The sequence below is a fragment of the Streptomyces sp. NPDC086549 genome, from assembly GCF_044746205.1.
In the GTDB taxonomy this organism is placed as follows: domain Bacteria; phylum Actinomycetota; class Actinomycetes; order Streptomycetales; family Streptomycetaceae; genus Streptomyces.
Genome location: NZ_JBIVBS010000001.1, coordinates 307,262 through 334,061, shown reverse-complemented (window position 1 = coordinate 334,061; position 26,800 = coordinate 307,262). Strand labels below are relative to the sequence as shown.

Below are 26,800 nucleotides of genomic sequence, written 5' to 3'. Positions count from 1 at the left end.
GACGGAATGCAGCAGAGCTGTGACTGTTGCGCGACTAGAAGGCGGGGCGCTCGGGGTCCAGGTGTGCGCGCCCCTCCGTGGGCGAGGAGGGCTCGGCGAAGTGCCGGGGCGGGATGCGGCCCGCCCGCCGCGCCAGCCGTCCCGCCTCCACCGCGTGCCTCATCGCCTCCGCCATCAGCACCGGTTCCTGGGCCCGCGTCACCGCGGAGGCGAGCATCACACCCGCGCATCCCAGCTCCATCGCCAGCGCCGCGTCCGAGGCGGTGCCGGCCCCCGCGTCCAGGATCACCGGCACGCGCGCGTGCTCGACGATCAGCCGGAAGTTGTGCGGGTTGCGGATGCCGAGCCCGGAGCCGATCGGCGAGCCCAGCGGCATGACCGCCGCACAGCCGACGTCCTCCAGCTTCCGGGCCAGCACCGGGTCGTCGTTGGTGTACGGCAGGACCGTGAAACCGTCGTCCACCAGCGTCTCCGCCGCGTCCAGCAGCTCGATCGGATCCGGCAGCAGCGTCCGCTCGTCGGCGATGACCTCCAGCTTGATCAGATCGGTGCCCAGCGCCTCCCGCGCCAGCCGGGCCGTCAGCACGGCCTCACCCGCGGTGAAACACCCCGCCGTGTTCGGCAGCACCCGGATGCCGAGCCGATCGAGGACCGACAGCACGGAACCGTGCACACCGGGATCGACCCGCCGCATCGCCACCGTCGTCAGCTCCGTGCCGGAGGCGACCAGCGCCCGCTCCAGCACGTCCAGGCTGGGCGCACCGCCCGTACCCATGATCAGCCGGGACGAGAAGGACGTGTTGCCGAGGACAAGGGGATCGTCTGCCATGGGTCAGCCTCCTTGCACTGCGGTGAGGACTTCGACGCGGTCTCCCTCGGAGAGGGCCGTGGCGGACCACTGCGCGCGCGGGACGACGGTTTCGTTGAGCGCGGCGGCCACTCCGCCCGGTGCCGCGGTGAGGGACTTCACGAGGGTGTCGAGAGCCGTGCCGGGCGCGATCTCCCGGCGCTCCCCGTTGACCGAGATGTTCATGCGGGCTGCTCCGAGGGGACGTGGACCGAGGAGGCGGTGAGCGCGGCGCCGAAGCGCTTCGGGGTGAAGGGGCGGGCCTCGTCCGGGAGTTCCCCGGTGGCCAGGACGTGCGCCATGACGTCGCCGGTGACCGGGGTGAGCAGCACGCCGTTGCGGAAGTGCCCGGTGGCCAGCAGCAGCCCGTCGAGGTCGGTCGGGCCGAGCAGCGGCGCGTTGTCGGGGGAGCCGGGGCGCAGTCCGGCCCGGGTCTCCGTCAGCGGCAGTTCGGTGATCCCCGGCACCAGTTCATGGGCGTCCCGCAGCAGTTCGTACACGCCACCCGCGGTCACCGTCGTGTCCCAGCCCAGCTCCTCGCTCGTCGCCCCCACGACCAGCTCGCCGTTCTCCCGGGGCACCAGGTACACGTGCCCGCCGCGCACCACGGCCCGCACGGTACGGCTCAGGAAGGGCGCGTGCCGCTCCGGCACCGTCAGACGCACCACCTGCCCCTTCACCGGCCGCACCGGCGGCAGCACGTCGTCCGGAACGCCCGCGAGCCGCCCGCTCGTGCTCCCGGCCGCGAGCACCACCTGGCCCGCGTCCAGCGCGTCGCCCTCGCGTGTGACGACACCGGCGGCCCGTTCGCGTACGACCGACAGCCGGTCCGCCCATGTGCGGTGGAACACCACTCCCGCGCGCTCGCACGCGGCCACCAGCGCGCCCGCCAGCCGCCGCGGATCGATCTGGTCGTCGCCGTCGACCCGCAGCCCCCCGCGCACACCCGGGGCGAGCATCGGCTCCAGACGCCGGCACTCCCGCCCCGACAGCCACTCGGACTGCAGACCCGACCGCTGCTGCAGGGCGTGCAGTTCACGCAGATGGGCGCGGTCGTCGGCATCCAGCGCGACGGCGAGCGTGCCGCAGCGGCGATAGCCGAGGTCGTGGCCGGTCAGCTCGGTGAGCTCGGCCGCGAAGTCCGGGTAACGGCGGGCGGACGCGAGGTTCAGACCGAGCAGGGTCTCCTCGCCGTAGTGCAGTTCCGTGACCGCGGCCAGCATCCCGGCAGCCACCCACGCGGCTCCGCCGCCCGGTTCCGGGTCCACCACGGCCGTGCTGAAGCCGCGTTGCGCGGCACGCCAGGCCGTGACCAGGCCGATGATTCCGCCCCCGATGACGAGGACGTCTGACGTACGTGACGACATGGGCGTCCAGCCCCTCCCTTCGCCGGCATGACCCGGATCAGGTTCGTACGGTCGGAGGCCGCCAGCCTCCCTCTCAGCCCGGTGCGTCCGGGCTCCCGCGAGTGCTTGTACGTCGGCCACCCTAGCCCGCGGGGCTCCGCCCTGGGAGTGGGGGTCGCGGCGGGGCAGCAGACCGAGTGTTGTCCGGCGCTGTGGAATAGCTCACTCAGCACGCCCCCTGACTGACAGTTTGTCAGTTGTCTATGGTGATCGGGTGAGCGAGCAGACACAGCAACGGGGCACGTCACAAGGGCGGCGCGTGGTCGTCGTCGGCGCGGGGATGGCCGGGGTACAGACCGCGGTCGCCCTGCGGGAGCAGGGCTTCACCGGCACGATCACGCTGATCGGCGCGGAGCCGCACCAGCCGTACGACCGTCCGCCGCTGTCCAAGGCAGTACTGCTCGGCAAGGCCGAGGGTTCCGCCTTCGAGGTCGACTTCGAGTCGCTCGGCATCGAACTCCAGCTGGGCCGCGAGGCGCTGGGCGTGCGCCCCGCCGGCCATGAGCTGGACACCGAGTCGGGGCCCGTACCGTACGACGTCCTGGTCCTCGCGACCGGCGCCGAACCGATCCGGCTGCCCGGCACGGAGGGCGTCCCCGGTGTGCACCTGCTGCGCACCCTGGACGACGCGGAACGGCTGCGGCCGGTGCTCTCCCGGCAGCACGACATCGTGGTCGTCGGTGCGGGCTGGATCGGCGCCGAGTTCGCCACGGCGGCCCGCGAGGCGGGCTGTGCGGTGACGGTCGTCGAGGCCGCCGACCGCCCGCTCGCGGGAGCGCTCCCGGCCGAGGTGGCCGCGCCGATGGCCGCCTGGTACGCGGACAGCGGCGCCACTCTGCGCACCCACGCGCGCGTGGAGCGCGTCGAGCCGGGCGCTGTGGTGCTCGACGACGGCGCACGGCTGGCCGCGGGCGCCGTCGTGGTCGGCATCGGCGCGCGTCCCGCCACCGACTGGCTCGCCGGCTCGGGCATCGAGCTCGGCGCGCACCGCGAGGTCGTGGCCGACGACCACCTTCGCACCTCCGCCCCCGACGTGTACGCGGTCGGTGACTGCGCCTCCTTCCCGTCGGCCCGGTACGGCGAGCGCCTGGTCGTCCACCACTGGGACAACGCGCTCCAGGGCCCGCGCACCGTGGCCGCCAACATCATCGGCGAGGCCCCGGCCGTCTACGACCCGGTCCCGTACTTCTGGTCCGAGCAGTTCGGCCGCTTCGTCCAGTACGTCGGCCACCACGCGTCGGCCGACACGCTGCTGTGGCGCGGCGACCCCCTCGGGCCGGCCTGGACCGTGTGCTGGCTCCGGGAGGGCCGGCTCGTCGCCCTGCTGGCGGTGGGCAGGCCGCGGGACCTGGCGCAGGGGCGGCGGCTGATCGAGGCGGGCACGCCGGTGGACCCGGAGCTCCTGACGGACCCGGCACGGCCCCTGAAGGAGGCGACGGTACGGTAGTGAAAACGCCCAGCTCGGACGGGCCCGACTTCCTACTGTCAGTCAGGGATGGCACGCTGTTTCCGTGACCGAGATTGACGCAAAGACCGATGCTCTCGTTTCCGCCTGGCTCACGCTGCCCGACATCGCCGAACAACTCGACGTCGAGGTGACACGTGTGCGGCAGCTGGTCAAGGAGGGCCAGCTCATCGCCGTACGCCGTGGCGAGAACCGCGCGCTGCACGTCCCCGCCGCCTTCATCGACGGGGACAAGGTCGTCAAGGGCCTGTCCGGGACCCTGACGCTGCTGCGGGACGACGGCTTCACGGACGAAGAGATGCTGGAGTGGCTCTTCACACCCGACCCCAGCCTGCCCGGCACCCCCGCCCAGGCCCTGAGCGAGAACCGTGGCACGGAGGTGAAGCGCCGCGCCCAGGCGCTCGCCGTCTGACCCGAACCGACCGATCCGACGCACCGGTGCCCGCGCCCGGGGCAGGACCACGGGGCCGTGGCCGAGGCCGGCCGCGGCCCCGCGGCGTCTTCCGGGGCGCGGGCCGGAAGACGCCGAGGACGGCGTAAGGTCCGGGGCGCAGGCCCGGGGGCGTGCCGATGGGGCGGCCTCGGGTCCGCGTCGGAGTCCGCCTCGGCAGCCCGCGTGAGTCGCCGCTCCGGAGCCGTGTCGGCCGCGGGCACCGTCATCGCATCGCACCGAACAACGGGGGGACCCTTCCCATGTCCGACACCACCACCGCACGTGCCCTCCTCGCCGACGCCCGTGTCTACCTGTGCACCGACGCCCGCAAGCGCCAGGGCGACCTTGCCGAGTTCCTGGACGCGGTACTGGCCGGCGGGGTCGACATCGTGCAGTTGCGGGACAAGGGCATGGAGGCCGCCGAGGAGCTGGAGCACCTCCAGGTGTTCGCGGAGGCCTGTGCCCGGCACGGCAAGCTGCTCGCGGTCAACGACCGCGCGGACGTCGCCCACGCCGCCCGCTCCGACGTGCTGCACCTGGGCCAGGGCGACCTCCCGGTGCCCGCGGCCCGGGCCGTGCTCGGCGACGACGTGCTGATCGGCCGGTCCACACACGCCGAGAGCGAGGCCGCCGCGGCCGCCGTGCAGGAGGGTGTGGACTACTTCTGCACGGGCCCCTGCTGGCCGACCCCGACGAAGCCCGGCCGCCACGCCCCCGGCCTCGACCTGGTGCGCTCCACCGCCTCCCTCGGCACCGACCGCCCGTGGTTCGCCATTGGCGGCATCGACCTCGGCAACCTCGACCAGGTGCTGGAGGCAGGCGCCCGCCGGGTGGTCGTCGTCCGTGCGATCACGGAGGCGGACGACCCAGGGGCCGCGGCGGCGGAGTTCCGCAAGCGACTGCGGCAGGTCTGACACCCGTCACTGTCCGTGATCCGGCCATGTTCCTGGCGTGTTCCTGCCGTGCTCCTGCCGTATTCCTGTCCAAGGGGTGGACAGGAAGTCGACAATACGGGCAAATGCCCGGCGCCCGGTTGGGCCTCCGGCCGCCCCTGGCTAACCTGCGGGTATGGCCCTCGGAACCGCATCGACCAGGACGGATCGCGCACGTACCGTGCGTGACATCCTCGGTACCGGCAAGACGACGTACTCGTTCGAGTTCTCGGCGCCAAAGACCCCCAAGGGCGAGCGGAACCTGTGGAGCGCGCTGCGCAGGGTCGAGGCGGTCGCACCCGACTTCGTCTCCGTGACGTACGGCGCCGGCGGCTCCACCCGGGCGGGCACGGTCAAGGAGACCCAGCAGATCGTCGTCGACACGACGCTCACCCCGGTCGCCCATCTCACCGCGGTCGACCACTCCGTCGCGGAACTGCGCAACATCATCGGCCAGTACGCGGACGCCGGGATCCGGAACATGCTCGCCGTGCGCGGCGACCCGCCCGGCGACCCGATGGGCGAGTGGGTGCCGCACCCCCGGGGCCTGACCTACGCGGCCGAACTCGTCCGGCTCATCAAGGAGTCGGGCGACTTCTGTGTGGGCGTCGCCGCCTTCCCGGAGATGCACCCGCGCTCCGGCGACTGGGACACGGACGTCGAGCACTTCGTCGACAAGTGCCGTGCGGGCGCCGACTATGCCATCACGCAGATGTTCTTCCAGCCGGAGTCGTACCTGCGCCTGCGCGACCGGGTCGCGGCCGCGGGCTGCGAGACCCCGGTCATCCCCGAGGTCCTGCCGGTCACGAGTGTGAAGATGCTGGAACGGTTGCCCAAACTCAGCAATGCCGTTTTCCCCGCCGCCCTGAAAGAGCGGATCCTCACAGCCAAAGACGATCCGGCGGCGGTACGCTCCATTGGCATCGACTTCGCCACGGAGTTCTGCGCACGGCTGCTGGCCGAGGGAGTGCCCGGACTGCACTTCATCACGCTCAACAACTCCACGGCTACGCTGGAAATCTACGAGAACCTGGGCCTGCACCACCCCCCGCAGGCCTAGACCGGCCGCACCGGTATACGACACACTGCGTAGCGGTCACTGGGAGAGGGGCGTACATGGGCAGGACGGTCCTCTACATCGCGTTCGGCATCGTCGCGCTGTGGTTGCTCGGTGAGGTGCTGCTGCAGTACAAGGCGCGTCTGCGCTGGCGGCTGCTGGCCTTCGCCGGATTCCTCGGCGTCGTGCTGGGTGTCCTGATTCCGTCCGTCGTCGTCATCGGGCTGGGCGCGGCCGCCTTCGCGGTCGGCCAGACCTACGTCACGCTGTCGTTCCGCCAGGGCTTCGCCGCCGGGTGGGCCGTCAAGCGCCCGGACGACGACGCCGACACCGACGGCAGCAGCAAGCGCCGTCGCGGCAAGGCGGACCATCAGGATCCCGTCCTCACGGCCTCCGACCCGGAGGCGGCCGAGGACGACTACGACGGCCAGGGGGACCGGGACGGCGCCTACGGCCGCGACAACGTCCCCGCGTACGGCGACGACGGCTACGACCGCGACGACGTGTTCACGCCCGCCGGCGCCGCCGAGACGGCCGCCGTCTACTCGCCGCAGCCCCTCCCCGACGAGACGGGCACGTACGGCATATACGGCGACCCCGCCTACGCGACCGCCGGCCAGTCCCAGGACCAGAACTACGCGACGGCCGCCCAGGGCACCGACCAGGCCTACGCGTACGACTACTCCGGCTACGGCCAGCAGCAGTACGGCTATGACACCACCGGCCAGCAGCAGTACGCGAACTACTCCGACCCGTACGCCGGCACCCAGACCTACGGCGGCGGCGCCTCGTACGACACCGGCTACGGCGGCCAGCAGTCCTACGGCCAGGACCAGTACGCCACCGGCGGCTACGGCGAGACCCCGGCCGGAGGCGTCTGGGTCCCGCAGCAGCGCACCGACGAGACCTACGGCGGCGAGCTCCCGCAGGAGCAGCAGTACCCGTACCAGGGCAACGGGCAGCAGCAGCCGCAGCAGCCGGGGAACGGCTACGACGAGCAGTACCGTTTCTGACGATCCGACGGACTGACGATCCGGCCGCTACCGGCGGCTCACTGCGAGCCCCGGAACTCCGCCCCTTCCACGATCAGCCCCGCGACCAGCGCGCCCGACATGCCCGCGTGGGGCAGTCCGCCGCCGGGGTGTGACCAGCCGCCCACCCGGTACAGGCCCGGGAGCCGCGTGGTGTTCGCCGGATGCAGGAAACGTCCCCCGCCGGCGGCCAGTGCGGGAGCGGGCACGGCCCCGAACCAGGCGCCCGTCTCCTCCTCGCCGTGGTGGGGCGTGCGGACCTCGCGCCAGAGGATCCGCTCGCGCAGCCCGGGGACCGCGGCCCCGGCGGCCGCCACGACGAGGTCGGCGAGGCGCTCGGCCGTCGCCTCCACCTCCCAGCCGGCCTCCGTCGACACCACGGCGGACACGACCACCGACTCGTGCGCGTCGTCCGGCCGCAGGGCGGGGTCGTCGGGCCGCAACACGGTCACCGTGGGCCGCACCGGCTCCGCGCCCGGCGAGGCCAGGTGGTCCAACTCGGCGTCCCGGTCCGGGGTGTGCACGACCGTGCGGTGCGCGGCACCGGCCTCGCGGGCGCCGGCGAGGGCCAACAGCACGCTGAACCGTCCGGCCCGGGAGGTCACCGTCTCGGCGTGTACGTCACCGTCCCCGTCGAGGAGATGCTCCGTCAGCCCCCGCAGCCGTACCGGATCCACGTCCGCCACCACGTGGTCCGCCTCGGCCGGCTTCCCCCCGGCGAGCTCCAGGCCCGCCGCCCGCCCTTCCTTCTCCAGGATCCCGGTGACCTCCGCACCGAAGACGAACTCGACCTTGCGGGCCAGGCACCGCTCGTACACCGCACGCGCCAACTCCCTCACGCCGCCACGGACATACCAGGTGCCGAAGGCATGCTCCATGTACGGCAGCACGGCCGCGCTCGCCGGAGCGACCCGGGGATCGAGGCCGTACGCGAGCGCGTGGCTCTCCAGGAGCGCCGCGAGACGGGGGTCGCGCAGTTCCCAGGCGCCGACCTCGGCGAGCGTGCCGGCCCGGCGGGTGCGCAGCAGGCGCTTGTGCGGGACGGACGGATAGGGCTCGCGGTCCGCCAGCACGGACCAGTTGGGCCACAGGGGCTCCTCCAGCAGGGGCCGGCGAGTGCGGTCCCAGGCCTCCCGGGCCCGTACGAGGAAGTCGCCCCAGCGCTGCCCCGCGCCCGACCCGAGCGCCTCGTCCAGGGCCGAGACGACACCCGAGCGCGAGGCGTTCGGCAGGGACACCTCCGTGCCGTCCGCGAACACGTGCCGCGACGACGGATCGACCTGCACCAGCTCGACGCAGGCCTCCAGTGGCTCCTTGCCGGTCTTGACGAACAGGTCGCGGTAGACGGCGGGCAGGGGCAGCAGTCCGGGACCGGTGTCGAAGCGGAACCCGTCCCGCTCGAACCGGCGCACCGCTCCGCCGTACGTCTCCGTGCGCTCGTACACCACCACCCGGTGGCCCGCGACGGCCAGCCGGGCGGCAGCCGCCATCGCGCCCATCCCGGCGCCGATCACCGCAATCCGTGCCATGCCTGCGACTTTATCGACCGCCACTGACAGTGCCGCCCGCGGGCGGCACGTCAGGCATCCGGCATCCGGCACCCGTGAGCACGGACACGGACGCGCTCGTGACCAGTCGGCGACGGTGCGTCGTGGGCATGAGCGCGCAGGGCTGAGTATCCGTACCTAGGAAGTGAGATGAGTACGCGCGCGGATGGGGAACGACCCGCGTGGACGAGAAAGTGGAGACACGGAAAGGGGCGCGACCTCCGGCACCGCCGACACGGGGCGGCGGAACGGAACCCGCGCCCTCGACCGCTCCTTCCGCCGATCCGTCGGCGGAAGCGAGACACGGGGGGAGCAAAGGGGCCCGGGGGAAGACCGGAACGGGGGTTTCCGTCGGGGACCGTACGGAAGACCGTGCGGGGGGTACGGGAGGTAACGGGGGAGTACGGAAGGCGCCGGTCCGACGGTGGCCCGCGGAGGACGCGGCCACCCGGGACCGGCGTCTTCGCGTTCAGCCCTTCCCGCTCACCCGCCCCTGGAGCAGCCGCGACAGGGCCGCGTGGACGTCGTCCAGGGACCGCTCCGGCTGGAACGACTGCCAGTCGAGCGCGGCCACCAGCACCATGCCGACCAGCGCGGACGCCGTCAGCTGCACATCGATCTCCGCGCTGAACTCGCCGTTCGCCACACCCTTGCGCAGCACGTCCTCGACGACCGCGACGGCCTCCCGCCGGACCACCATCAGCGTGGACTGCCAGGCCCGGTTGGTGCGCCACAGCTCGGCCACGTACAGCTGGGTGAAGGCCGGATAGCGGTCGATGAAGACGAGCCCGGCGCGGACCATCGCGTCCAGCGCGTCGACCTTGCTGCCGCCCTCGCGCTCGGTCCGCTCGGCCGCCTCCCGCAGGGAGGCGGCGAGAAGTCCCACTCCGTGCCGCAGCAGCTCCTCGAAGAGGACGGACTTGCTCGCGAAGTTGTAGTAGACCGTGCCCTTCGCGACCCCGGCGCGCTCGGCGATCTCGTCCACGGTGGTGGCGGAGAAGCCCTGCTCGGCGATGAGCGTGACGGCCGCCTCGTAGAGCTTCTGCCGGGTGGCCTCGCGGCGCGTGCTGCCGCCCGACGCGGTGCTGCTGCTTTCCATGCGCCCGATTCTCACAGGAACCGGGCCCCGGCGGGCGCGGAGGACGAGGTCAGAGGTGAGATCACAGGCTCAGCTCCGGGTGCAGCCGGTCCAGCGTCCACACCTGGCGGCGGCGGGCCGAGAGCGCGGTGAGCGCGAGGGCGCCCGCCGTGAACGCGATCAGCACGCCGCACGCCTGCCACACCGGGCCGAGGCCGCCTCCCGTGATCAGCCTTCGGAGCGCCGCGACGATGTAGCTCATCGGCAGGAAGGGGTGGATCGCGTTGAAGAAGCCGGGGCTCGTCTGCACCGGGTAGGTGCCGCCGGCCGACGTCAGCTGGAGCATCAGCAGGGCGAGCACGAGAATCCGGCCCGCTGCTCCGAAGCGCGCGTTCAGCCACTGCACGAGCGCCGCGAAGCACGCCGTCACCAGGAACAGGAAGCCCACCGTCCCGGCCGCCCGGGCCATCTGCAGGCCGATCGCCCAGTGCAGTACCGCCATCAGGGCCGTCGTCTGCAGCACGCCGACCGCGACCACCGGCAGCCAGCCCGCCAGCGCGATCCGCCAGGCGGCCGAACCGGCCGCGAGGGCCCGCCGGTTGAGCGGCTGGATCAGCATGTACGCCACCATCGCGCCCACCCACAGGGACAGCGGGATGAAGTACGGGGCGAACCCGGTGCCGTAGTTGGGCGCCTTGTGCAGGTCCTTGGAGGCGAGCTGGACGGGGTCGGCCATCACCCCGGTGCGCCGGTCGCGGTCCTTCTTGTCGTAGTCGGGGATCTGCGCGGCTCCGTCGTGCAGTCCGCCGGCGAGCTTCCCCGAGCCGTCGACGAGCTTGTACATCCCGCCGTTGAGGTCCTCGGCGCCCGTCTCCAGCTTGCCGACGCCCTCGTCCAGGTCGGACGCGCCGGTCCTGGCCGTGCCGAGCCCGGTGTGCAGCTTCTCGGCGCCCGCGGCGACCCGCGCCGCGCCGTCGTTCAGCTTGTTGATCTTCTTGACGGCGTCCTCGACGTCCTCGGAGAGGTGCGGTGCGCGGTCGGCGAGGGCCTGGGCCTGCTTCTGGAGCGTGGTGAGATTGGTGCGCAGCGTCTTCAGGTCGCCGTTCTGGTCGGCGATCAGTGCGTTGAGGTCGTCGGCCACCGTGGCCACGTCGTCGGCGGCCTGCTTCGCCTTCTTCAGGGCGGGGCAGATGTCGTCGGGCAGCGGCGCCGTCGCGCAGCGCGTGCTGTAGAGCTCGTCCAGCGTCTCGGAGGCCGCGTGCGCGGCCTTGGCGGCGCCCGGGGCGGCCTTCACCAGGACGTCGAGGTTGTGGCCGACCGCCGCGGCGGAGTCGGCGACCAGCTGGGCCGTGTCCCCGATTGTCTTCTCGTTGTCCTTCAGGAACGGGCCGGCCTTCTGATAGACCCCGTTGACGTTGTCGGCGAGCGTCTGCGTGCCCTCCGACACCTGCTGCGATCCGTCCTCCAGGTCACCGGCCCCCTTGTCGAGCTTCTTCAGGCCGTGGGCCAGCTTGCCGCTGCCGCTCTTGGCGTCCTTCAGACCGTCCGCGAGGTCCTTGGAGCCCTGCTCCGCCTTTCCGATGCCGCCCTTGAGCCGGTCTGCGCCCTCGGCGGCCTTCACGGTCTGCCCGTGGATGTCGGAGAACGAGATGAAGATCCGGTCGAGGAAGGACCGGGAGGTCTTGGTGGAGGCGGCCGTGCGCACCTGGCTGAAGACCGTCCGGGATATCTGCCCGACGATGTAGTTGTTCGCGTCGTTCGTCCGCACCTGGAGGGCGCCCGTCTCGGGAGAGCCGCCCGAGCTGGAGGCGACGCGCCGGCTGAAGTCGGCCGGCATGGTCAGCGACAGGTAGTACGTGCCGTCCTCGACGCCCTTGCGCGCCTCGGCGGCGCTCACCTCGTGCCACTCGAAGGTCTCGCTGTCGCGCAGCCCCTCGACGATGTCGTCGCCGGCCGTGATCCTCTTGCCGCCCGTGGTCGTCCCCTTGTCGTCGTTCACGAGCGCCACGGGAATGCGGTCCAGGCGGCCGTAGGGGTCCCAGAAGGACCACAGGTACAGCGCGCCGTACAGCAGCGGCAGCACCAGGAGCGCGACCAGGGCGGCGCGCGGCAGCTTCCCCCGGCCGAAGCGCCTCAGCTCAAGCGCGGCCAGTCTCGGCGAGCGCATCGGCCTCGTCCTCCTTCGTCTTGTCGTCGGTGTCGGGCTCGATGTCGGCCTTGGTGGCGGTGGCGGTGGCGGTGCCGGTGGGCGTGGGGCTTTCGGTGCGGGTTCTGGGGCCTGCGCTCGCGGTGGAGACGATGACGGCGCCGTCCGGGGCCTCGCTGCACGCCGCGACGACCGTCGTCCCGGATTCGGCGAGGGACTTCAGGAGGGCCCAGACCTCGGCCCGTTCGGCGTCCGAGAGCTTCAGGTCGACGTCGTCCACACCGAGCAGCCGGGGCCGGCCGATGAGGGCCAGGGCCACGGACAGGCGCAGGGCCTCCAGGCGTTCCAGGTCGCGTACGGCGGTGCGGGAACCCTTGGGCAGGGCCTCCCGGTCGAGTCCGGCCGCGCCCAGCGCCGCGTCGATGCGCAGCTTCGCGTCGAGCGTCCGCTCCCGGTGCGGCCGCATCAGGCCGCGCAGCGAGTCCCCGAACCGCCGCTGCAGCAGGGCCCGTTCACGCAGGTGCTCCCCGACGGTCAGGGCCGGGTCGAGGTCGGTGACCCCGGCGACATTGGCCACCGCGCTGACCCGGCGCACCGCCGAGAGCTGCTTCGGCAGCCGCGCCTCGCCCACGGCCGCCGCCCCCTCGGTGGCCTTCATCCGGCCGGTGAGCGCGAGCAGGAGGCAGGTACGGCCGGAACCGGACGGCCCCTCGACGGCGATCAGCGAACCGGGCTCCGCGTCGACGGAGACCCCCCGGAACGCCCAGCCCCGGGGGCCCTTGAGCCCGAAGCCCCGGGCGTTGACGGCGAGTCCTGACGGACTGCTCACAGCTTCCCCATCCCCTGGGGGCTCGGGGATGTCCCCACATCCCCGAGCGGTTCCCCAATTTGAACTGACTGGTCAGTGCAAAAACTATCCCGAACTCTCGATCGAAGCAAAGGCCCAGGTCAGAACGGATTGTCAGTGGCATACCTCACGATGGGCACATACGGCACCACTGGACAGGTCGTGCCGTTCAGACGACAGGAGGTTCGTCATGGCCAACTCGTCCGCAGCCGCCGCACGCCGGCACAGCGCCACCGGCCCTGCCCCCTCACTGACCGGCCGGGCGAGCGATGTGCACCCCGTGCTCCGCCGGGCCACGGCCCCGCCCGCCGCCCTCGACCTGCTCGCCCAGGCCCGCGCCGGACTCGACGAGGCCACCGTCCTCGAAACGCCGAACGAGCGCTATGCGACGGCCCACCTCGCCGCCTTGCGGACGGCCGCCGCCGTCCTCGCCGCGCGGGGCCGCCCGGAGACCTCGCCCCGGCGCCGCGCACGCATCAGGAGCGCCTGGGAAGTGCTCCCCGAGATCGCGCCCGAGCTCACCGAGTGGAGCGCGCTGTTCGCCTCCGGCGCCCGGCGCCGCGCGCGGGCCGAGGCCGGCATCCAGGGGGCGGCGAGCCAACGGGACGCCGACGACCTGATACGGGACGTGGCCATGTTCGTCCGCCTCGTCGAGCGGATGCTGGTGCTCCAGCCGGTCCTGCCGCAGCCCCGCCAGGACACGGACGAGCCGGACCGCCCGCACCCCCGCGGGGAGCTCCCGGACGCGGGCTGACCACCCGCCGGAGAGCGGGCCGGCGGCACGGCTGTCCGCTGTGCGAGACGCACGCGGCGGTATATCACCGCAATGACCAGGTACGGCACCGGACGCAATAGGGTGGAGAGCGCCTGCAGCCTTCCCTTTCCCCGTGCCCCGGGCCGGGGAGGCACCCCCGTTCGCGCCGCCGGGCAACAGGCGGCGCCGCGCCGAGGAGTCAACTGCCGTGTCGGACCCGATGCGCCCGCCCGTCTCCCACCACCACGCTCAACCGGCGTCGCTGCGCTCCGATCGGCCTCGCGCCTCTCTCCGTACCGCCGTGGTCTGGGAGGTCCTCCAGGACGCCCTCGACCGTCGGATCAAGGCCACGGGCCGGGACTCGCTGGACGTGCTCGACACCGGCGGCGGCAGCGGCAACTTCGCCGTGCCCCTGGCCCGCCTCGGCCACCGTGTCACCGTCGTCGACCCCAGCCCGAACGCGTTGTTCGCGCTGGAGCGCCGGGCCGCCGAGGCCGGGGTCGCGGAGCGGGTCCGGGGCGTGCAGGGCGACGCCCACGGGCTCTTCGACGTGGTCGAGCGCGGCGGCTACGACGTGGTGCTGTGCCACGGCGTACTGGAGTACGTGGACGACCCGGCCGAGGGGATCCGCAACGCGGTGGCCGCCCTGCGCTCCGAGGGCGTCCTCAGCCTGCTCGCGGCCGGCCTCGGCGGCGCCGTGCTCGCACGCGCCCTCGCGGGTCACTTCAAGGAGGCCAAGCAAGCCCTCGAGGACCCGGCCGGCCGCTGGGGTGCCGGCGACCCGATGCCGCGGCGCTTCACCGCCGAGCAGCTCACCGCGCTCGTCGAGGCCGCGGGCCTCCAGGTGGGCGCCGTGCACGGCGTCCGGGTCTTCGCCGACCTGGTGCCCGGCGTCCTGGTGGACACCGAGCCCGGAGCCCTCGACGCCCTGCTGCAGTTGGAGGCCGCAGCGGCCGAGCTGCCGGCGTTCCACTCCGTCGCCACCCAGCTGCACGTCCTCGGCGAGACCCAGGGTGCCACCGAGGTCTGAGCCGCCTCCCGAGTCACACGGCTGATCAGCGCCTCGGCCGCACATGGAGTACGCCACAGGCCCCCCGATCGAGGGGTTTGCGCCGTATGATCGAGGGAGACCGCCCGGCATGACGGGTCGGCCGCCGGGGAATGGAAGCCTCAGCGAGCCGGGCCGGCCATGGCGGGACTCCGGTTGGCCAATTGGCGTAGAGGGGCGGGTTTCACGGGGGCGATTCCCTGCCTATCCTGAAGGGACCCCCCGGGTCGCCCCGGCGACTGCACGATGAGGAGGACTCCGTGCCGCTCTCGGAGCACGAGCAGCGCATGCTCGAGCAGATGGAGCGAGCGCTGTACGCCGAAGATCCCAAGTTCGCGACAGCGCTTGAGGGAAACGGGCTGCGCACGTACACCCGGCGACGGGTCTACACGGCGGCCGTGGGCTTCCTCGTAGGTATCGCGCTCCTCATGGCCGGAATGGTCGCGCAGCAGATTATTTGGGTCAGCGTGGTGGGCTTCCTCGTCATGCTGGGCTGTGCGGTACTCGCCGTAACGGGGTGGCGCAAGGCCCCCAAGCCGGGCGAACAGCCCGCGGGTGCCGCGCACACACGCCGTCAGGGACGGCCGAAGCGCTCCATGATGGACCGCATCGAGCAGCGCTGGCAGCGCCGCCGAGACGAACAGGGCCACTAGTACTTCGCCGGTGATTCCACCGGGACAGGACTGAGGGGTGACCACCCGCCGGGTGGTCACCCCTCAGTCCTGTCCCGGTCCCGCGTCGGGGCGGGGCCTCAGCCCTGCTGGCCCGACGGCTTGCGCAGGGTCGGCCGGGTCGCCTCCGTCCGGGTCCTGAGCGCTGCCCACCAGGCGGACACCGCCCACACCACCCGCACGCTGGACCGCGGAGCGAGCAGCGCGCGCAGCCGGGTACGGCGGCTGACCGTGCTGCTCAGACCGCCGACCACCCGGCGCACGTCTTCCGCGAGGCCCGCCGTCGGGCGCGGCCGGGGTGCGTAGAGGACCTGCTCCACGGCGTCGGCCACCCGGTGCACCGACGCCCCGGCCGCCGGGTCGAGGTGCCCGAGCCGGACGATCCGGGCGGCTGCCTTGCGCGGGGTCTGCGACTCGTCGGGCAGGATGCCGAAGTCCCAAGCGGTGTCGGTCAGTTCCTGCCAGACCGCCAGCGCGTGGGCCGCCGCGCCCTCGTCGGTGCGGGCATGCCCGCCGAGCCGTACGGCACGCAGGCGCATCCGCCACAGCATCGGCGCCAGCGGGATCGCCACGGCGGCCAGCGCGCCGAGGACCCACAGCGTGTACTCCCACCGACTCGGACCATTGTCGTCCTCGTGCAGCGTGGCCGCCGCGGACGGGCTGGAGCACGCGTCCTGCTTCCGCTGCTGGGCCGTGCAGGTCTCGCTCTGCGAGGCCTCCGCCGAGGGTGCCGTGCTCGCCGCGTGGGAGGGGAGCACCTCGTCCGGCAGGGAGGAGCCGGACGACTCGGGCTGGGTGTACGACGGCGCGACGCCCCGGGTCGGGGTCGGCTCGAAGCGGGTCCAGCCCACGCCCTCGAAGTACAGCTCCGGCCAGGCGTGCGCGTCCTTCAGACCGACCGACACCGAGCCGTCCGCCTGCGGGGTACCGGGCGCGAAGCCCACCGCGACCCGGGCCGGGATGCCCAGCGTGCGGGCCATGGCGGCCATGGCGAAGGAGAAGTGGACGCAGAAGCCCTGCTTCTTCTCCAGGAAGTTCGCTATCGCGTTGCGGCCCCTGCCGACCTCCACCTGGGTGTCGTACTGGAAGCCGCCCGTCACGGCGAAGTAGTTCTGGAGCTTGACCGCCTGGCCGTAGTGGCTCGTCGCGCCCGCGGTGACCTCCTTGGCGGTCTTGGCCACGACCGACGGCAGTGAGGACGGGACCTCGGTGTAGTCGCGCTTCAGCGCCGCCGCCGGCTCCGGCGCCGCGGCCAGCTGTCCCGCGGTCGGCTGCACGTGCAGGCTGTTCACCTGGTACGTCGCGCCGCGCGTGTTCTGGCCGTGATCACCCACGAGCGTCATGCCCACGGGTTCGTAGCGCCAGCTGCCGCCGACCCGCACACTGCTGGGCGGGTAGGGCATCGGCAGCCAGTCCTGCGCGTACCAGTTCGCCGCCGAGACGGTGGTCTTGACCGTGGTGCGCTTGATCTGGGGGCCCAGACCGGCCGGCGTCGGGAACTGGTCCGGTACGCCGACGATGTGCCGCTGGGACGGCTTCCAGGTGACGCCGTCGAAGTCGTCCAGGGAGACGATCCGCAGGTAGAGGTCGGAGATGTCGTTGGAACTGGTCTTCACGGACAGGACCTGGCGGTCCTGGTCCACGTTCAGACTGTCGCGCAGCGACACCAGGGGGTTGACCGCGGAGATCGTGCCGCCGTTCCCGTTGCCCGCGCCCACACCGGCCCCGGTGCCGTCCAGGAGGCCGCCCTGCATCGCGGGCAGGGTGAGTGGCACGAACAGGGCGACGCCGAGCGCGACCGCGCCGATCCGCCGCCCGGTCCGGACCGGCGCCACGGCGCTGCCCGGCCGGTCGCCCGGGGCACGCGGCCCGCCGCCGAAGACCCGGCCCCACTGCGAGAGCCGGTCCCGGCTCTCGGCCAGGAGCAGCATCAGATAGCCGGCCGCCGCGACCAGGAACCACAGCCAGTCGGCGCTGCCGTGGGACAGCCCCGCGGCCACCGAGTACAGCGCGAGCAGCGGGAGCCCCGCCGGGGCCGCGCTGCGGAAGGTCACCGCGAGGGTGTCCACGAGCAGCCCGATCACCAGGACGCCGCCGATGAGCATCAGCCGTATGCCGGCGGACAGCGGTGCCGGGATCGCGTACCGGCTGACGTCGTCCGAGCCCTGCTGGAGCAGGTCGGCCAAGTGACGGAAGGCGTCCGGGCCGGGGACCAGCCCGATGACGGCGTACTCCCGGGCGAAGACCAGGGTCAGCAGCATCAGCGTCACGAGCGCCTGCGCCGCCACCGTGAGCGGCCGGGCCAGCGGCACCCGCCGGGTCGCCGCGCCCACTCCCGTCTGCACCGCCACCAGGAAGGTCGCCTGCAACAGCCATGTGGGCTTGTCGACCAGGGGCAGCAGCGCACACGACGCCATCAGCGTTGCCGCGGCCGCACACAACGCAAGCCGAGCCCGCCCGCTCATGACAGTGCCTCCCGGCCCTTGGTCGTGGTGACGCATGCGTATGCCCGCCCCTGCGCGTCCGGTCGCCCGGGAGCGCGCACAGCCGTGGCAGCCCGTCGGGCCCCGCGGCGACGCACCGGAGCGTCGGCCTGCCCGTGACGCCGGTCGTCCTGGTCGTCCGGGGCACCGATGTGCGGCCGCGTCGGCCGGCTCATGACAGTGCCTCCCGGCCGCTCAGTGCCGCGACGCCCGTGCGTTCGCGGTCCGCCTGGCGCCACAGTTCGTCCAGTGAGGCGCCGCGTGGGACGCTCACGGCGGTCCAGCCCGCCTCGCGCAGCATGCGCAGCCGCTCCCCGTGTCTGTTCGTGGGGCCGGGCACATCGGCTGGCTCGCGGATCCACGCCTCGCCGTCCAGGAGGAAGGCGATCGCGCCGCCGCTGCGCTGACGCATCTTGGCGACCACCGCGGCCTGTTCGTCGTCGAGGTCGCCCAGGAAGGCCACCAGCAGTCCCTCGTTGCCGCCGCGCAGCACGTCGTAGGCCCGGGACAGGCCCGTGCCGTCCGAGTGGTCGATCACGGCGAGGGTGTCCATCATCAGCCCGGCCGCGTCCGCGGCCTCCTGGCTGGCCCCCGCGAACCCGTCGCCGCCCTCGCCGGGCACCGTGCTGCCGGTGTCGGTCAACAGGCGTACCGAGAAGCCGCGTTCGAGCATGTGGACCAGGGTCGACGCGGTACCCGAGACCGCCCACTCGAACGCCGAGTCCGGACCCGCCCCCTCGAAGGCGATGCCGCGCGTGTCGAGGAGAACCGTGCAGCGGGAGCGCTGCGGCTGTTCCTCGCGGCGCACCATCAGCTCGCCGTAGCGGGCGGTGGAGCGCCAGTGGACGCGGCGCAGGTCGTCGCCGTACCGGTACTCGCGCGGGATCACGTCGTCCTCGCCCGCCAGGGCCAGCGAGCGCTGCCGCCCGTCGCCGTAGCCCTTCGCCTCACCGCTGAACCGGACCGGCGGCAGCGGCTCCACGCGCGGGATCACGGTCAGCGTGTCGAACGTCGAGAAGGCACGGGTCAGTTCGCACATTCCGAACGGGTCCGTCAGACGCAGTTGGAGCGGGCCCAGCGGGTAGCGTCCGCGCAGGTCCGAGCGGACCCGGTAGGACACCTCGCGGCGGCCGCCCGGCTCCACCCGGTCCAGGACGAAACGAGGCCGCGGGCCGAGTACGTACGGCACCCGGTCCTGGAGCATCAGCAGTCCCGTGGGCAGCCGCGAGACGTTGTCCATCCGCAGATGGACCCGCGCCTCACTGCCGGCCGGCACCCGCGAGGGGGAGAGCCGACGGCTGCCGGCCACCCGGTAACGGGTGCGGTAGAGCACGGTCACGCAGATCAGCGGCAGCGCGGCCAGCAGGAGCCCGACCCGCAGCAGGTCGCTCTGGCCGAGGACGTACGCGCAGATCGCGGCCGCGATCCCGGCCGCCAGGAAGGAACGCCCGCGAGTGGTCAGCCCCGCAAGGGCCGTGCGGACGCCGCTGTGCTCCCCGCGGTCGGCCTCCGCCGGCCCGGCCCCCCCGGCGCTCATCACAGACTCCGCGGGGGCTGCTGGGGATAGGCCGGCACGCCCCGGCCCAGGCCGCCGAAGCCGCTCTGCTGCTGCGACGCCGCGGGTACCGGGGTGCGCTGCAGGATCTCCTGCACGACCTGCTCCGACGTACGCCGGTTGAGCTGGGCCTGGGCCGTGGGCAGCAGGCGGTGCGCCAGGACGGCCACGGCCAGGGCCTGCACATCGTCCGGCAGCGCGTACTCCCGGCCGCTGAGGGCGGCGGACGCCTTCGCCGCACGCAGCAGGTGCAGCGTCGCGCGGGGGGAGGCGCCGAGTCTGAGGTCGGCGTGGGTGCGCGTGGCGGCCACCAGATCCACCGCGTACCGCCGGACCGGCTCGGCGACGTGGACGCCCCGCACCGCCTCGATCAGCTTCACGATGTCGTGCGCGTGCGCCACCGGCTGCAGGTCCTCCAACGGGCTCACCCCGCCGTGGATGTCGAGCATCTGCAACTCGGCCTCCACGCTGGGGTAGCCCACGGAGACACGGGCCATGAAGCGGTCGCGCTGGGCCTCGGGCAGCGGGTACGTGCCCTCCATCTCGACCGGGTTCTGCGTGGCCACCACCATGAAGGGGCTGGGCAGTTCGTAGGTCTGCCCGTCGATGGTGACCTGCCGCTCCTCCATCGACTCCAGCAGCGCGGACTGCGTCTTGGGCGAGGCGCGGTTGATCTCGTCGCCGATCACGATCTGCGCGAAGATGGCGCCCGGCTTGAACTCGAAGTCCCGGCGCTGCTGGTCCCAGATGGACACGCCGGTGATGTCCGACGGCAGCAGGTCGGGCGTGAACTGGATACGCCGCACCGTGCAGTCGATGGACCGCGCCAGCGCCTTGGCCAGCATCGTCTTGCCCACCCCGGGGACATCCTCGATCAGAAGATGCCCCTCGGCGAGCAGCACGGTCAGCGAAAGCCGTACGACCTCGGGCTTGCCCTCGATCACTCCTTCCACCGAACTGCGGACACGCTCCACAGTGGCGGTCAGATCAGTGAGGCTCGCTCGATCGTCATAGGTCGTCACCCGGCCCTCCTCGGCCCGTTATTGCTCGGGCCGTCGCTCTGCGATGCGGACCGGCCCACCCCGAAACACGGACACCACGCGTGGAAAGTTCCGCGTGACGCCACACCCGCATTCTTGCTGCCGTTACCGATTCGTGTCACTCGCCTGTGGACAACTGCCCGCACTATGTCGGTCTTACGGCTTTTTCGACCGGCCTTTCGATGCCGGACTGCGGGATTTTTCGGAGCGGGCGGGCCGTCAGGCCGGGTCGATCTCGCGCAGCAGACCCGTCCTGACGTCGAACACGAAGCCGCGCACGTCGTCGGCGTGCAGCAGGAACGGCGAGGTGCGCACCCGCTGCATGGACTGCCGTACGTCCTGGTCGACGTCCCGGAAGGACTCCACGGCCCATGCCGGACGCTGGCCGACCTCCATCTCCAGCTCGGTGCGGAAGTCCTCGGTGAGGGCCTCCAGGCCGCAGCCGGTGTGGTGGATGAGGACGATGCTGCGTGTCCCCAGCTTGCGCTGGCTGATCGTGAGCGAGCGGATCACGTCGTCGGTCACCACGCCGCCCGCGTTGCGGATGGTGTGGCAGTCGCCGAGTTCCAGGCCGAGCGCGGCGTGCAGGTCGAGCCGCGCGTCCATGCAGGCCACGACGGCGACGTGCAGAACCGGCCGGGCGTCCATACCGGGGTCGGTGAAGGCGGCGGAGTATCGCTGGTTCGCCTCGACCAGGCGATCCGTCACGGTGCCGTCGCTGGTTATGGCGCCTTCGGATCCAGTGGGAACTGCTGCGGAAGTCGTCATACCCACGACGGTACTGGTCACCTCCGGTCCGAGCCTGTTGTGAGAGTGGACAAAGAACGTCATCGTGGCTTGTTGTGAGCTAACCCACACGGAGGGCAAACGCGCGCCGGACGGGTGATTCCCGCCGAATTACGACGCCTCCCGAGGTGCGGTGCGCGACGCGCAGGCCGGTTGATTGACCGCGAGACAGGGTGGACTAAAGTGACGCGAAGCGGGAGGCGAGACTCTCCCCGCTGGACTGAATTCCCCGGAGACCCCGGCACCCGCCCGGACCGTCTCCCCACGTGCGCGGCGCGTACGTACGGCTCGGCCTCCTCCCGCTCCCGGTCGGCTGACGCTTCCGGCGCCGGCAGGCCGCCCCTTCACCGGGGGAGGGCGGGGACCCGGCGTGCGTACGGCCCGCGCCGGACCTGAGAGGCCCCCTTGAGCCAGAGTCGACACGTCCCGGTGATGCTCCAGCGGTGCCTGGACCTGCTGGCGCCCGCCCTGGAGCGCCCGGGAGCGGTGGTCGTCGACTGCACACTCGGCCTGGGCGGCCACAGCGAGGCGCTGCTGACCCGGTTCCCCGAGGCCCGGCTCGTCGCGCTCGACCGGGACAAGGAGGCCCTGCGGCTGTCCGCCGAGCGGCTCGCGCCCTTCGGTGAGCGGGCCACCCTCGTGCACGCCGTGTACGACGAGCTCCCGGACGTACTGGAGAGACTCGGCGTCCCGCGCGTGCAGGGCGTCCTGTTCGACCTCGGTGTCTCCTCCATGCAGCTCGACGAGGCCGACCGGGGCTTCGCCTACGCCCAGGACGCCCCCCTCGACATGCGGATGGACCAGACGACCGGCATCAGCGCGGCCGAGGTCCTCAACACCTACCCGGCGGGCGAACTCGTCCGGATCCTGCGGGCGTACGGCGAGGAGAAGCAGGCCAAGCGGATCGTGGGCGCGATCGTGCGCGAGCGCGAGAAGGAGCCGTTCAGCACCAGCGCGCGGCTCGTGGAGCTGATCCGGGACGCGCTGCCGCAGGCCGCCAAGCGCACCGGCGGCAACCCGGCCAAGCGCACCTTCCAGGCACTGCGGATCGAGGTCAACGGCGAACTGTCCGTCCTGGAGCGCGCGATCCCGGCCGCGGTGAAGGCGCTCGACGTGGGCGGACGGATCGCCGTCCTGTCGTACCAGTCGCTGGAGGACCGCCTGGTCAAGCAGGTGTTCGCGGCCGGCGCCGCGTCCACCGCCCCGCCCGGGCTCCCCGTCGTGCCCGAGCGCTACCAGCCCCGGCTCAAGCTGCTCACGCGCGGTGCCGAACTTCCCACCGAGGAAGAGGTCGCCGAGAACCGCCGGGCGGCTCCGGCACGGCTGCGCGGGGCCCAGCGCATCAGGGAAGACGCCGTATGAGGTGCGTGAGTGAGTTGGGTACCCGAACTCACCGGAGGGCATGTGAGTAGGAAACCCGAACTGAAGGGGAGGGCCGCCCGGCTCGCGCGGCTCTTCCCGGCCGGCCGCAAACAGGCGGCCCGCACGCCGTTCGTCCTCCTCGTCGTCCTGCTCCTCGGCGGCGGCCTCATCGCACTGCTGGTGCTGAACTCGGCGCTCAGCGAAGGCTCTTTCCAACTCGACGACCTCCAGAAGCAGACGAAGAACCTCAGCGACGAGGAACAGGCACTCCAGCGGGACATCGACGCCTACTCCGCCCCCGACGCCCTCCAGCGCCGCGCCCACGAACTCGGCATGGTGCCCGGCGGCGACCCGGCCTTCCTCAACCCTGACGGCACCGTCAGGGGTGTACCCGGCCCCGCCGCTCTCCGGCAGTCCACCACCAGCACGATCGTGCCCCTCCCGCCCGAGGTGATCCTCCGCGGCGCTCCCGCGTCCCCGGCCAGGCAGGCGACGCCGAGCACCCCGGCCCCTGCCTCCCCGGCCCCTGCCTCACCGATCCCCGGCTCCCCGGCCTTCACCTCCCCGGCGTCACCGACGCCCGCCTCCACCCCCCAGCCCGCCACGACCACGACCCCCGGCAGGTGACGGAAGTGTCAGACACTTCTGGAAAAAGGCAACCGCCGCGCCGCCGCGTGCCCGGCCCCGCCAAGCCGCCCAGGCCCGGGAACGGCGCTCGGCGGCAGCCCGGCCCCGGGGCCCGCCCGGTCCGGCGCCCGCAGCAGGTCCGCCCTGCGTCGGCCTCGCGCGCTCTGCGGCTCGGCAGCCCCCGCCCCCGCCTGCGCATGGTCAGTCTCGCGCTGACCCTGGTGCTGCTCGCCTTCGTCGTGCGGCTGCTCCAGGTGCAGGCCGTCGACGCGAGCGCGTACGCCGCCAGGGCCGAACAGGACCGGTATGTCGTCCACACCCTGGCCGCCGAACGCGGCGGGATCACCGACCGCAACGGCGTGGCACTGGCGATCAGCGACGACGCGTACGACATCACGGCCGACCCGACGATGTTCACGCGCAAGCAGCTGGCCGTCGACGACGGCCCCGAGCAGGCGGCCGCGCTGCTCGCGCCGATCCTCGGGCAGGACCAGGACAAGCTCGTCAGGAAGCTGCGGCCCGCGAACAAGGACCTGCGCTACGTCAAGCTCGCCAGTCGCCAGACCCCGCAGGTCTGGAACCAGATCAAGGACCTGAGGACGGCGCTCACCAAGAAGGCGGCCACGGACAAGACCACCGTCAACGTCCTGGCCGGCGTCTTCGCCGACCCCAGCAGCAAGCGCGTGTACCCGAACGGCGACCTGGCCGCCGGGATACTGGGCTGGGTCAATGCCGAGGGCAAGGGCGGCGGAGGCGTCGAACAGCAGCTGAACAAGACGCTGACCGGCAAGGACGGCAAGATCCGCTACGCCCAGTCCGGCGGCCGCGAGGTGCCCACCGTGGGCTCCACCGAGACCCCCGCGGTCGCCGGCTCCGACGTCGAGCTCACCATCGACCGCGACATCCAGTGGGCCGCGCAGAACGCGATCACCGAGCAGGTGAAGAAGTCCAAGGCCGACCGCGGCTACGTGATCGTCCAGGACACCCGCACCGGCGAGATCCTGGCCATGGCCGACTCACCCGGCTTTGACCCCAACGACCTGACCAAGGCGGACTCCACCGCCATGGGAAACCCGGCCCTCCAGGATGCCTACGAGCCCGGTTCCACCGCCAAGGTCATGTCGATGGCGGCCGTACTGGAGGAGAACGTCGCCACCCCGCTCACCCACGTCGTCGTGCCCAACCGGCTGCACCGCGGCGACCGCCTCTTCCAGGACGACGTCGACCACGCGACCTGGCACCTCACGCTCAACGGCGTGCTCGCGAAGTCCAGCAACATCGGCACCATCCTGGCCGCTGGTCAGCTCGGCAGGACCCAGCCGGAGGCCAACAAGGCCCTCTACTCGTACCTGCGCAAGTTCGGCATCGGCAGCTACACCGGGCTCGGCTTCCCCGGCGAGACCAAGGGCATCCTCGCGCCCGCAGCCACGTGGTCGACGTCGCAGCAGTACACGATCCCTTTCGGCCAGGGCATGTCCCTCAACGCCATGCAGGCGGCCTCCGTCTACTCGACGATCGCCAACGGCGGCGTCCGCGTCGAGCCGACCCTGGTGCGCGGGACCAAGGGCGCCGACGGGCTCTTCACTCCCGCACCCAAGCCCAAGAAGACCCGGGTGGTCAGTGAGAAGACGGCGAAGGCCGTGGCTCAGATGCTGGAGTCCGTGGTGGACGACCGGGAGGGCACCGGCACCAAGGCGCGTATCCCCGGCTACCGCGTCGCGGGCAAGACGGGTACGGCCAACCGCGTGGATCCGGCCACCGGCAAGTACCACGGCTACACGTCGTCGTTCGCCGGATTCGCACCCGCGGACAACCCGCGGATCACCGTCTACTGCGCCATCCAGAACGCAACCAGCGGCAGCTACTTCGGCGGCCAGATCTGCGGCCCCATCTACAAGCAGGTGATGGAGTTCGCCCTGAAGACCCTCCAGATCCCGCCGACCGGGGCCCAGGCCGCGAACCTGCCCGTCTCCTACAAGCCCTGACCGGCACCGGTACCCCGTACAGACCACCAGGAACGAGCTCGTGAGAACGATCACTCCCGATCCCGGGAACCACGGCCCCTCCGGCCCCTCGCTTCGCTCCGGAGCGGGTGCGCCCGGTACGCTCACCGCCGTGCCACACGCTGATCAGTCCCAAACCACCCAGAAGGGCGCTTCCGTGACATATCCGGGGTCGCCACGGCCGGTTCAGGTCTCCGCCACACCCCTCGCGGAGCTCGCCGATCAGCTGGGTGCCGCCACGCCGGACCGCGCCGCCGATGTCACGGGCATCACCCACGATTCGCGCGCCGTCCGCCCCGGTGACCTGTACGCCGCTCTCCCGGGCGCCCGGCTGCACGGCGCCGACTTCGTCACCCAGGCCGCCGGCCTCGGCGCGGTCGCCGTGCTGACCGATCCGACGGGCGCCGAGCGCGCCGCCGCGACCGGCCTGCCGGTCCTGGTCGTCGACGACCCGCGCGCGCGGATGGGCGAGCTGGCGGCCACGATCTACGGCCGTCCCGGCCGCGATCTCCTCCAGATCGGCATCACCGGCACCTCCGGCAAGACCACCACCGCCTACCTCGTCGAGGGCGGTCTGCGGACGGCCAAGTCCACCGGCCTGGTCGGAACGGTCGAGATGCGCATCGGCGACGAGCGCATCAAGTCCGAGCGCACCACCCCCGAAGCCACCGACCTCCAGGCCCTGTTCGCCGTCATGCGCGAGCGAGGCGTCGAGGCGGTCGCCATGGAGGTCTCCAGCCACGCCCTGGTCCTCGGCCGGGTCGACGGCTGCGTCTTCGACGTCGCCGTCTTCACCAACCTCAGCCCGGAACACATGGAGTTCCACTCCGACATGGAGGACTACTACCGGGCCAAGGCACAACTTTTCACGCCGGAACGCAGCAGACGCGGTGTGATCAACGCCGACGACGAGTACGGCCGCCGGCTCGCCGAGGAAGCCACCGTCCCGGTGGTCACCTTCTCCGCCGAGGGCCACCCCGACGCCGACTGGCGCGCCGAGGACGTCCGGATCGGTCCGATGGACTCGGCGTTCACCATCGTCGGCCCCGGGGGCGAGCGGATCGACGCCCGGTCGCCGCTGCCGGGCCCCTTCAACGTGGCGAACACCCTCGCCGCCGTCGTCGCCCTCGCCGCCGCGGGCCTCGACCCGCAGACCGCCGCCGACGGCGTCGCCGCCGTGCCGGGCGTGCCGGGGCGCCTGGAGCGGGTGGACGCCGGACAGCCGTACCTCGCGGTCGTCGACTACGCCCACAAGACCGACGCGGTCGAATCAGTGCTCAAGGCGCTGCGCAAGGTCACCAAGGGCCATCTGCACGTCGTCCTCGGCTGCGGCGGCGACCGCGACCGGACCAAACGCGCCCCGATGGGCGCGGCCGCGGCCCGGCTCGCCGACACGGCCGTGCTGACCTCCGACAACCCCCGCTCCGAGGATCCCCTGGCGATCCTCGCGACGATGCTCCAGGGCGCGGCGTCGGTGCCCGCGCACGAGCGCGGCGAGGTGCTCCTCTTCGAGGACCGGGCCGCCGCGATCGCCGCCGTCGTCGCCCGCGCGCAGCCCGGGGACACCGTGCTGGTCGCGGGCAAGGGCCATGAGCAGGGCCAGGACATCGCCGGAGTGGTCCGTCCCTTCGACGACCGCCAGGTGCTTCGCGAAGCTATCCAGAAGACCCAGGGATGAACTT

At 72.3% G+C, this 26,800-nt stretch carries 23 protein-coding genes and 1 riboswitch; of the genes, 12 read left to right on the top strand and 11 right to left on the bottom strand.

Annotation, left to right across the window (positions count from 1 at the left end; all coding sequences use genetic code 11):
* Positions 1-34 precede the first annotated feature (34 nt).
* The 3 genes from ACIPSA_RS01535 to thiO all read right to left on the bottom strand — a co-directional run bounded on the left by ACIPSA_RS01535 (position 35) and on the right by thiO (position 2,214).
* The gene (locus ACIPSA_RS01535) at positions 35-829 is read right to left on the bottom strand and encodes a thiazole synthase (RefSeq protein ID WP_402627477.1); all 795 of its coding nucleotides are present in this window, start codon (positions 827-829) and stop codon (positions 35-37) included.
* Positions 830-832: 3 nt separating this feature from the next.
* A complete protein-coding gene (gene thiS / locus ACIPSA_RS01530) occupies positions 833-1,033 on the bottom strand; it encodes a sulfur carrier protein ThiS (RefSeq protein WP_402627474.1) in 201 nt (66 codons plus the stop codon).
* Positions 1,030-2,214: a glycine oxidase ThiO gene (thiO, locus tag ACIPSA_RS01525; RefSeq protein ID WP_402627471.1), complete on the bottom strand. Its 1,185-nt coding sequence runs from the start codon at positions 2,212-2,214 to the stop codon at positions 1,030-1,032. The genes thiS and thiO overlap by 4 nt, the downstream gene beginning before the upstream one ends.
* Positions 2,212-2,323: riboswitch (TPP riboswitch) on the bottom strand. Its footprint overlaps the gene before it by 3 nt.
* Positions 2,324-2,467: 144 nt before the next feature.
* Here thiO and ACIPSA_RS01520 point away from each other — a divergent pair.
* The 5 genes from ACIPSA_RS01520 to ACIPSA_RS01500 all read left to right on the top strand — a co-directional run bounded on the left by ACIPSA_RS01520 (position 2,468) and on the right by ACIPSA_RS01500 (position 7,153).
* Complete coding sequence (locus ACIPSA_RS01520) at positions 2,468-3,700, top strand: NAD(P)/FAD-dependent oxidoreductase (protein WP_402627468.1); 1,233 nt, start codon at positions 2,468-2,470, stop codon at positions 3,698-3,700.
* Between the two features lie 64 nt (positions 3,701-3,764).
* Positions 3,765-4,130 carry an Rv2175c family DNA-binding protein gene (locus ACIPSA_RS01515; RefSeq protein WP_402627465.1) on the top strand — a complete coding sequence of 122 codons (366 nt, stop codon included), beginning with the start codon at positions 3,765-3,767 and terminating at the stop codon, positions 4,128-4,130.
* Positions 4,131-4,411: 281 nt separating this feature from the next.
* Positions 4,412-5,065, top strand: coding sequence for a thiamine phosphate synthase (gene thiE / locus ACIPSA_RS01510; RefSeq protein WP_402627463.1), 654 nt, complete (start codon positions 4,412-4,414; stop codon positions 5,063-5,065).
* Positions 5,066-5,219: 154 nt separating this feature from the next.
* The gene (gene metF / locus ACIPSA_RS01505) at positions 5,220-6,143 is read left to right on the top strand and encodes a methylenetetrahydrofolate reductase [NAD(P)H] (protein WP_402627460.1); all 924 of its coding nucleotides are present in this window, start codon (positions 5,220-5,222) and stop codon (positions 6,141-6,143) included.
* A gap of 56 nt (positions 6,144-6,199) precedes the next feature.
* Positions 6,200-7,153 (top strand): hypothetical protein, encoded by a 954-nt coding sequence (locus ACIPSA_RS01500; RefSeq protein ID WP_402627457.1) that lies wholly within the window; start codon positions 6,200-6,202, stop codon positions 7,151-7,153.
* 38 nt (positions 7,154-7,191) lie between these two features.
* Here ACIPSA_RS01500 and ACIPSA_RS01495 read toward each other — a convergent pair whose 3' ends face one another.
* The 4 genes from ACIPSA_RS01495 to ACIPSA_RS01480 form a co-directional block, all read right to left on the bottom strand.
* Complete coding sequence (locus ACIPSA_RS01495) at positions 7,192-8,700, bottom strand: phytoene desaturase family protein (RefSeq protein ID WP_402627454.1); 1,509 nt, start codon at positions 8,698-8,700, stop codon at positions 7,192-7,194.
* 487 nt (positions 8,701-9,187) lie between these two features.
* Positions 9,188-9,817 carry a TetR/AcrR family transcriptional regulator gene (locus ACIPSA_RS01490; protein ID WP_402627451.1) on the bottom strand — a complete coding sequence of 210 codons (630 nt, stop codon included), beginning with the start codon at positions 9,815-9,817 and terminating at the stop codon, positions 9,188-9,190.
* A gap of 61 nt (positions 9,818-9,878) precedes the next feature.
* The gene (locus ACIPSA_RS01485; protein ID WP_402627448.1) at positions 9,879-11,963 is read right to left on the bottom strand and encodes a YhgE/Pip family protein; all 2,085 of its coding nucleotides are present in this window, start codon (positions 11,961-11,963) and stop codon (positions 9,879-9,881) included.
* Positions 11,935-12,771 (bottom strand): ATP-binding cassette domain-containing protein, encoded by an 837-nt coding sequence (locus ACIPSA_RS01480; protein WP_402627445.1) that lies wholly within the window; start codon positions 12,769-12,771, stop codon positions 11,935-11,937. Before ACIPSA_RS01480 ends, ACIPSA_RS01485 begins: the two co-directional genes overlap by 29 nt.
* 208 nt (positions 12,772-12,979) lie before the next feature.
* Here ACIPSA_RS01480 and ACIPSA_RS01475 point away from each other — a divergent pair, with 208 nt between their 5' ends.
* The 3 genes from ACIPSA_RS01475 (at position 12,980) to ACIPSA_RS01465 (ending at position 15,244) form a co-directional block, all read left to right on the top strand.
* A complete protein-coding gene (locus tag ACIPSA_RS01475) occupies positions 12,980-13,543 on the top strand; it encodes an SAV_6107 family HEPN domain-containing protein (protein WP_402627442.1) in 564 nt (187 codons plus the stop codon).
* A 208-nt stretch (positions 13,544-13,751) separates the two neighbouring features.
* Positions 13,752-14,573, top strand: coding sequence for a methyltransferase (locus tag ACIPSA_RS01470; protein WP_402627439.1), 822 nt, complete (start codon positions 13,752-13,754; stop codon positions 14,571-14,573).
* 278 nt (positions 14,574-14,851) lie between these two features.
* The gene (locus tag ACIPSA_RS01465; RefSeq protein ID WP_402627437.1) at positions 14,852-15,244 is read left to right on the top strand and encodes a DUF3040 domain-containing protein; all 393 of its coding nucleotides are present in this window, start codon (positions 14,852-14,854) and stop codon (positions 15,242-15,244) included.
* Positions 15,245-15,342: 98 nt separating this feature from the next.
* On the opposite strand, the gene ACIPSA_RS01460 is transcribed toward ACIPSA_RS01465, so the two are convergent.
* From ACIPSA_RS01460 to ACIPSA_RS01445, 4 genes are all read right to left on the bottom strand, one after another.
* On the bottom strand, positions 15,343-17,727 hold the full coding sequence (locus ACIPSA_RS01460; protein ID WP_402627434.1) for a DUF3488 and DUF4129 domain-containing transglutaminase family protein: 2,385 nt from the start codon (positions 17,725-17,727) through the stop codon (positions 15,343-15,345).
* A gap of 190 nt (positions 17,728-17,917) precedes the next feature.
* The gene (locus ACIPSA_RS01455; RefSeq protein WP_402627431.1) at positions 17,918-19,282 is read right to left on the bottom strand and encodes a DUF58 domain-containing protein; all 1,365 of its coding nucleotides are present in this window, start codon (positions 19,280-19,282) and stop codon (positions 17,918-17,920) included.
* Positions 19,282-20,322, bottom strand: a complete 1,041-nt coding sequence (locus tag ACIPSA_RS01450; RefSeq protein ID WP_402627428.1) for an AAA family ATPase — start codon at positions 20,320-20,322, stop codon at positions 19,282-19,284. The genes ACIPSA_RS01455 and ACIPSA_RS01450 overlap by 1 nt, the downstream gene beginning before the upstream one ends.
* A 237-nt stretch (positions 20,323-20,559) precedes the next feature.
* Positions 20,560-21,108 (bottom strand): beta-class carbonic anhydrase, encoded by a 549-nt coding sequence (locus ACIPSA_RS01445; RefSeq protein ID WP_402627426.1) that lies wholly within the window; start codon positions 21,106-21,108, stop codon positions 20,560-20,562.
* Positions 21,109-21,531: 423 nt separating this feature from the next.
* On the opposite strand from ACIPSA_RS01445, the gene rsmH reads away from it, so the two are divergent.
* From rsmH to ACIPSA_RS01425, 4 genes are read left to right on the top strand one after another with little or no spacing between them, the layout of a single operon-like run.
* A complete protein-coding gene (rsmH, locus tag ACIPSA_RS01440) occupies positions 21,532-22,488 on the top strand; it encodes a 16S rRNA (cytosine(1402)-N(4))-methyltransferase RsmH (RefSeq protein ID WP_402627424.1) in 957 nt (318 codons plus the stop codon).
* 42 nt (positions 22,489-22,530) lie between these two features.
* Positions 22,531-23,115, top strand: coding sequence for a septum formation initiator family protein (locus ACIPSA_RS01435; protein ID WP_402627421.1), 585 nt, complete (start codon positions 22,531-22,533; stop codon positions 23,113-23,115).
* A gap of 5 nt (positions 23,116-23,120) precedes the next feature.
* Positions 23,121-25,100, top strand: a complete 1,980-nt coding sequence (locus ACIPSA_RS01430; protein WP_402627418.1) for a peptidoglycan D,D-transpeptidase FtsI family protein — start codon at positions 23,121-23,123, stop codon at positions 25,098-25,100.
* A 40-nt stretch (positions 25,101-25,140) separates the two neighbouring features.
* Positions 25,141-26,796: a UDP-N-acetylmuramoyl-L-alanyl-D-glutamate--2,6-diaminopimelate ligase gene (locus ACIPSA_RS01425; protein ID WP_402627415.1), complete on the top strand. Its 1,656-nt coding sequence runs from the start codon at positions 25,141-25,143 to the stop codon at positions 26,794-26,796.
* Positions 26,797-26,800: the final 4 nt, after the last annotated feature.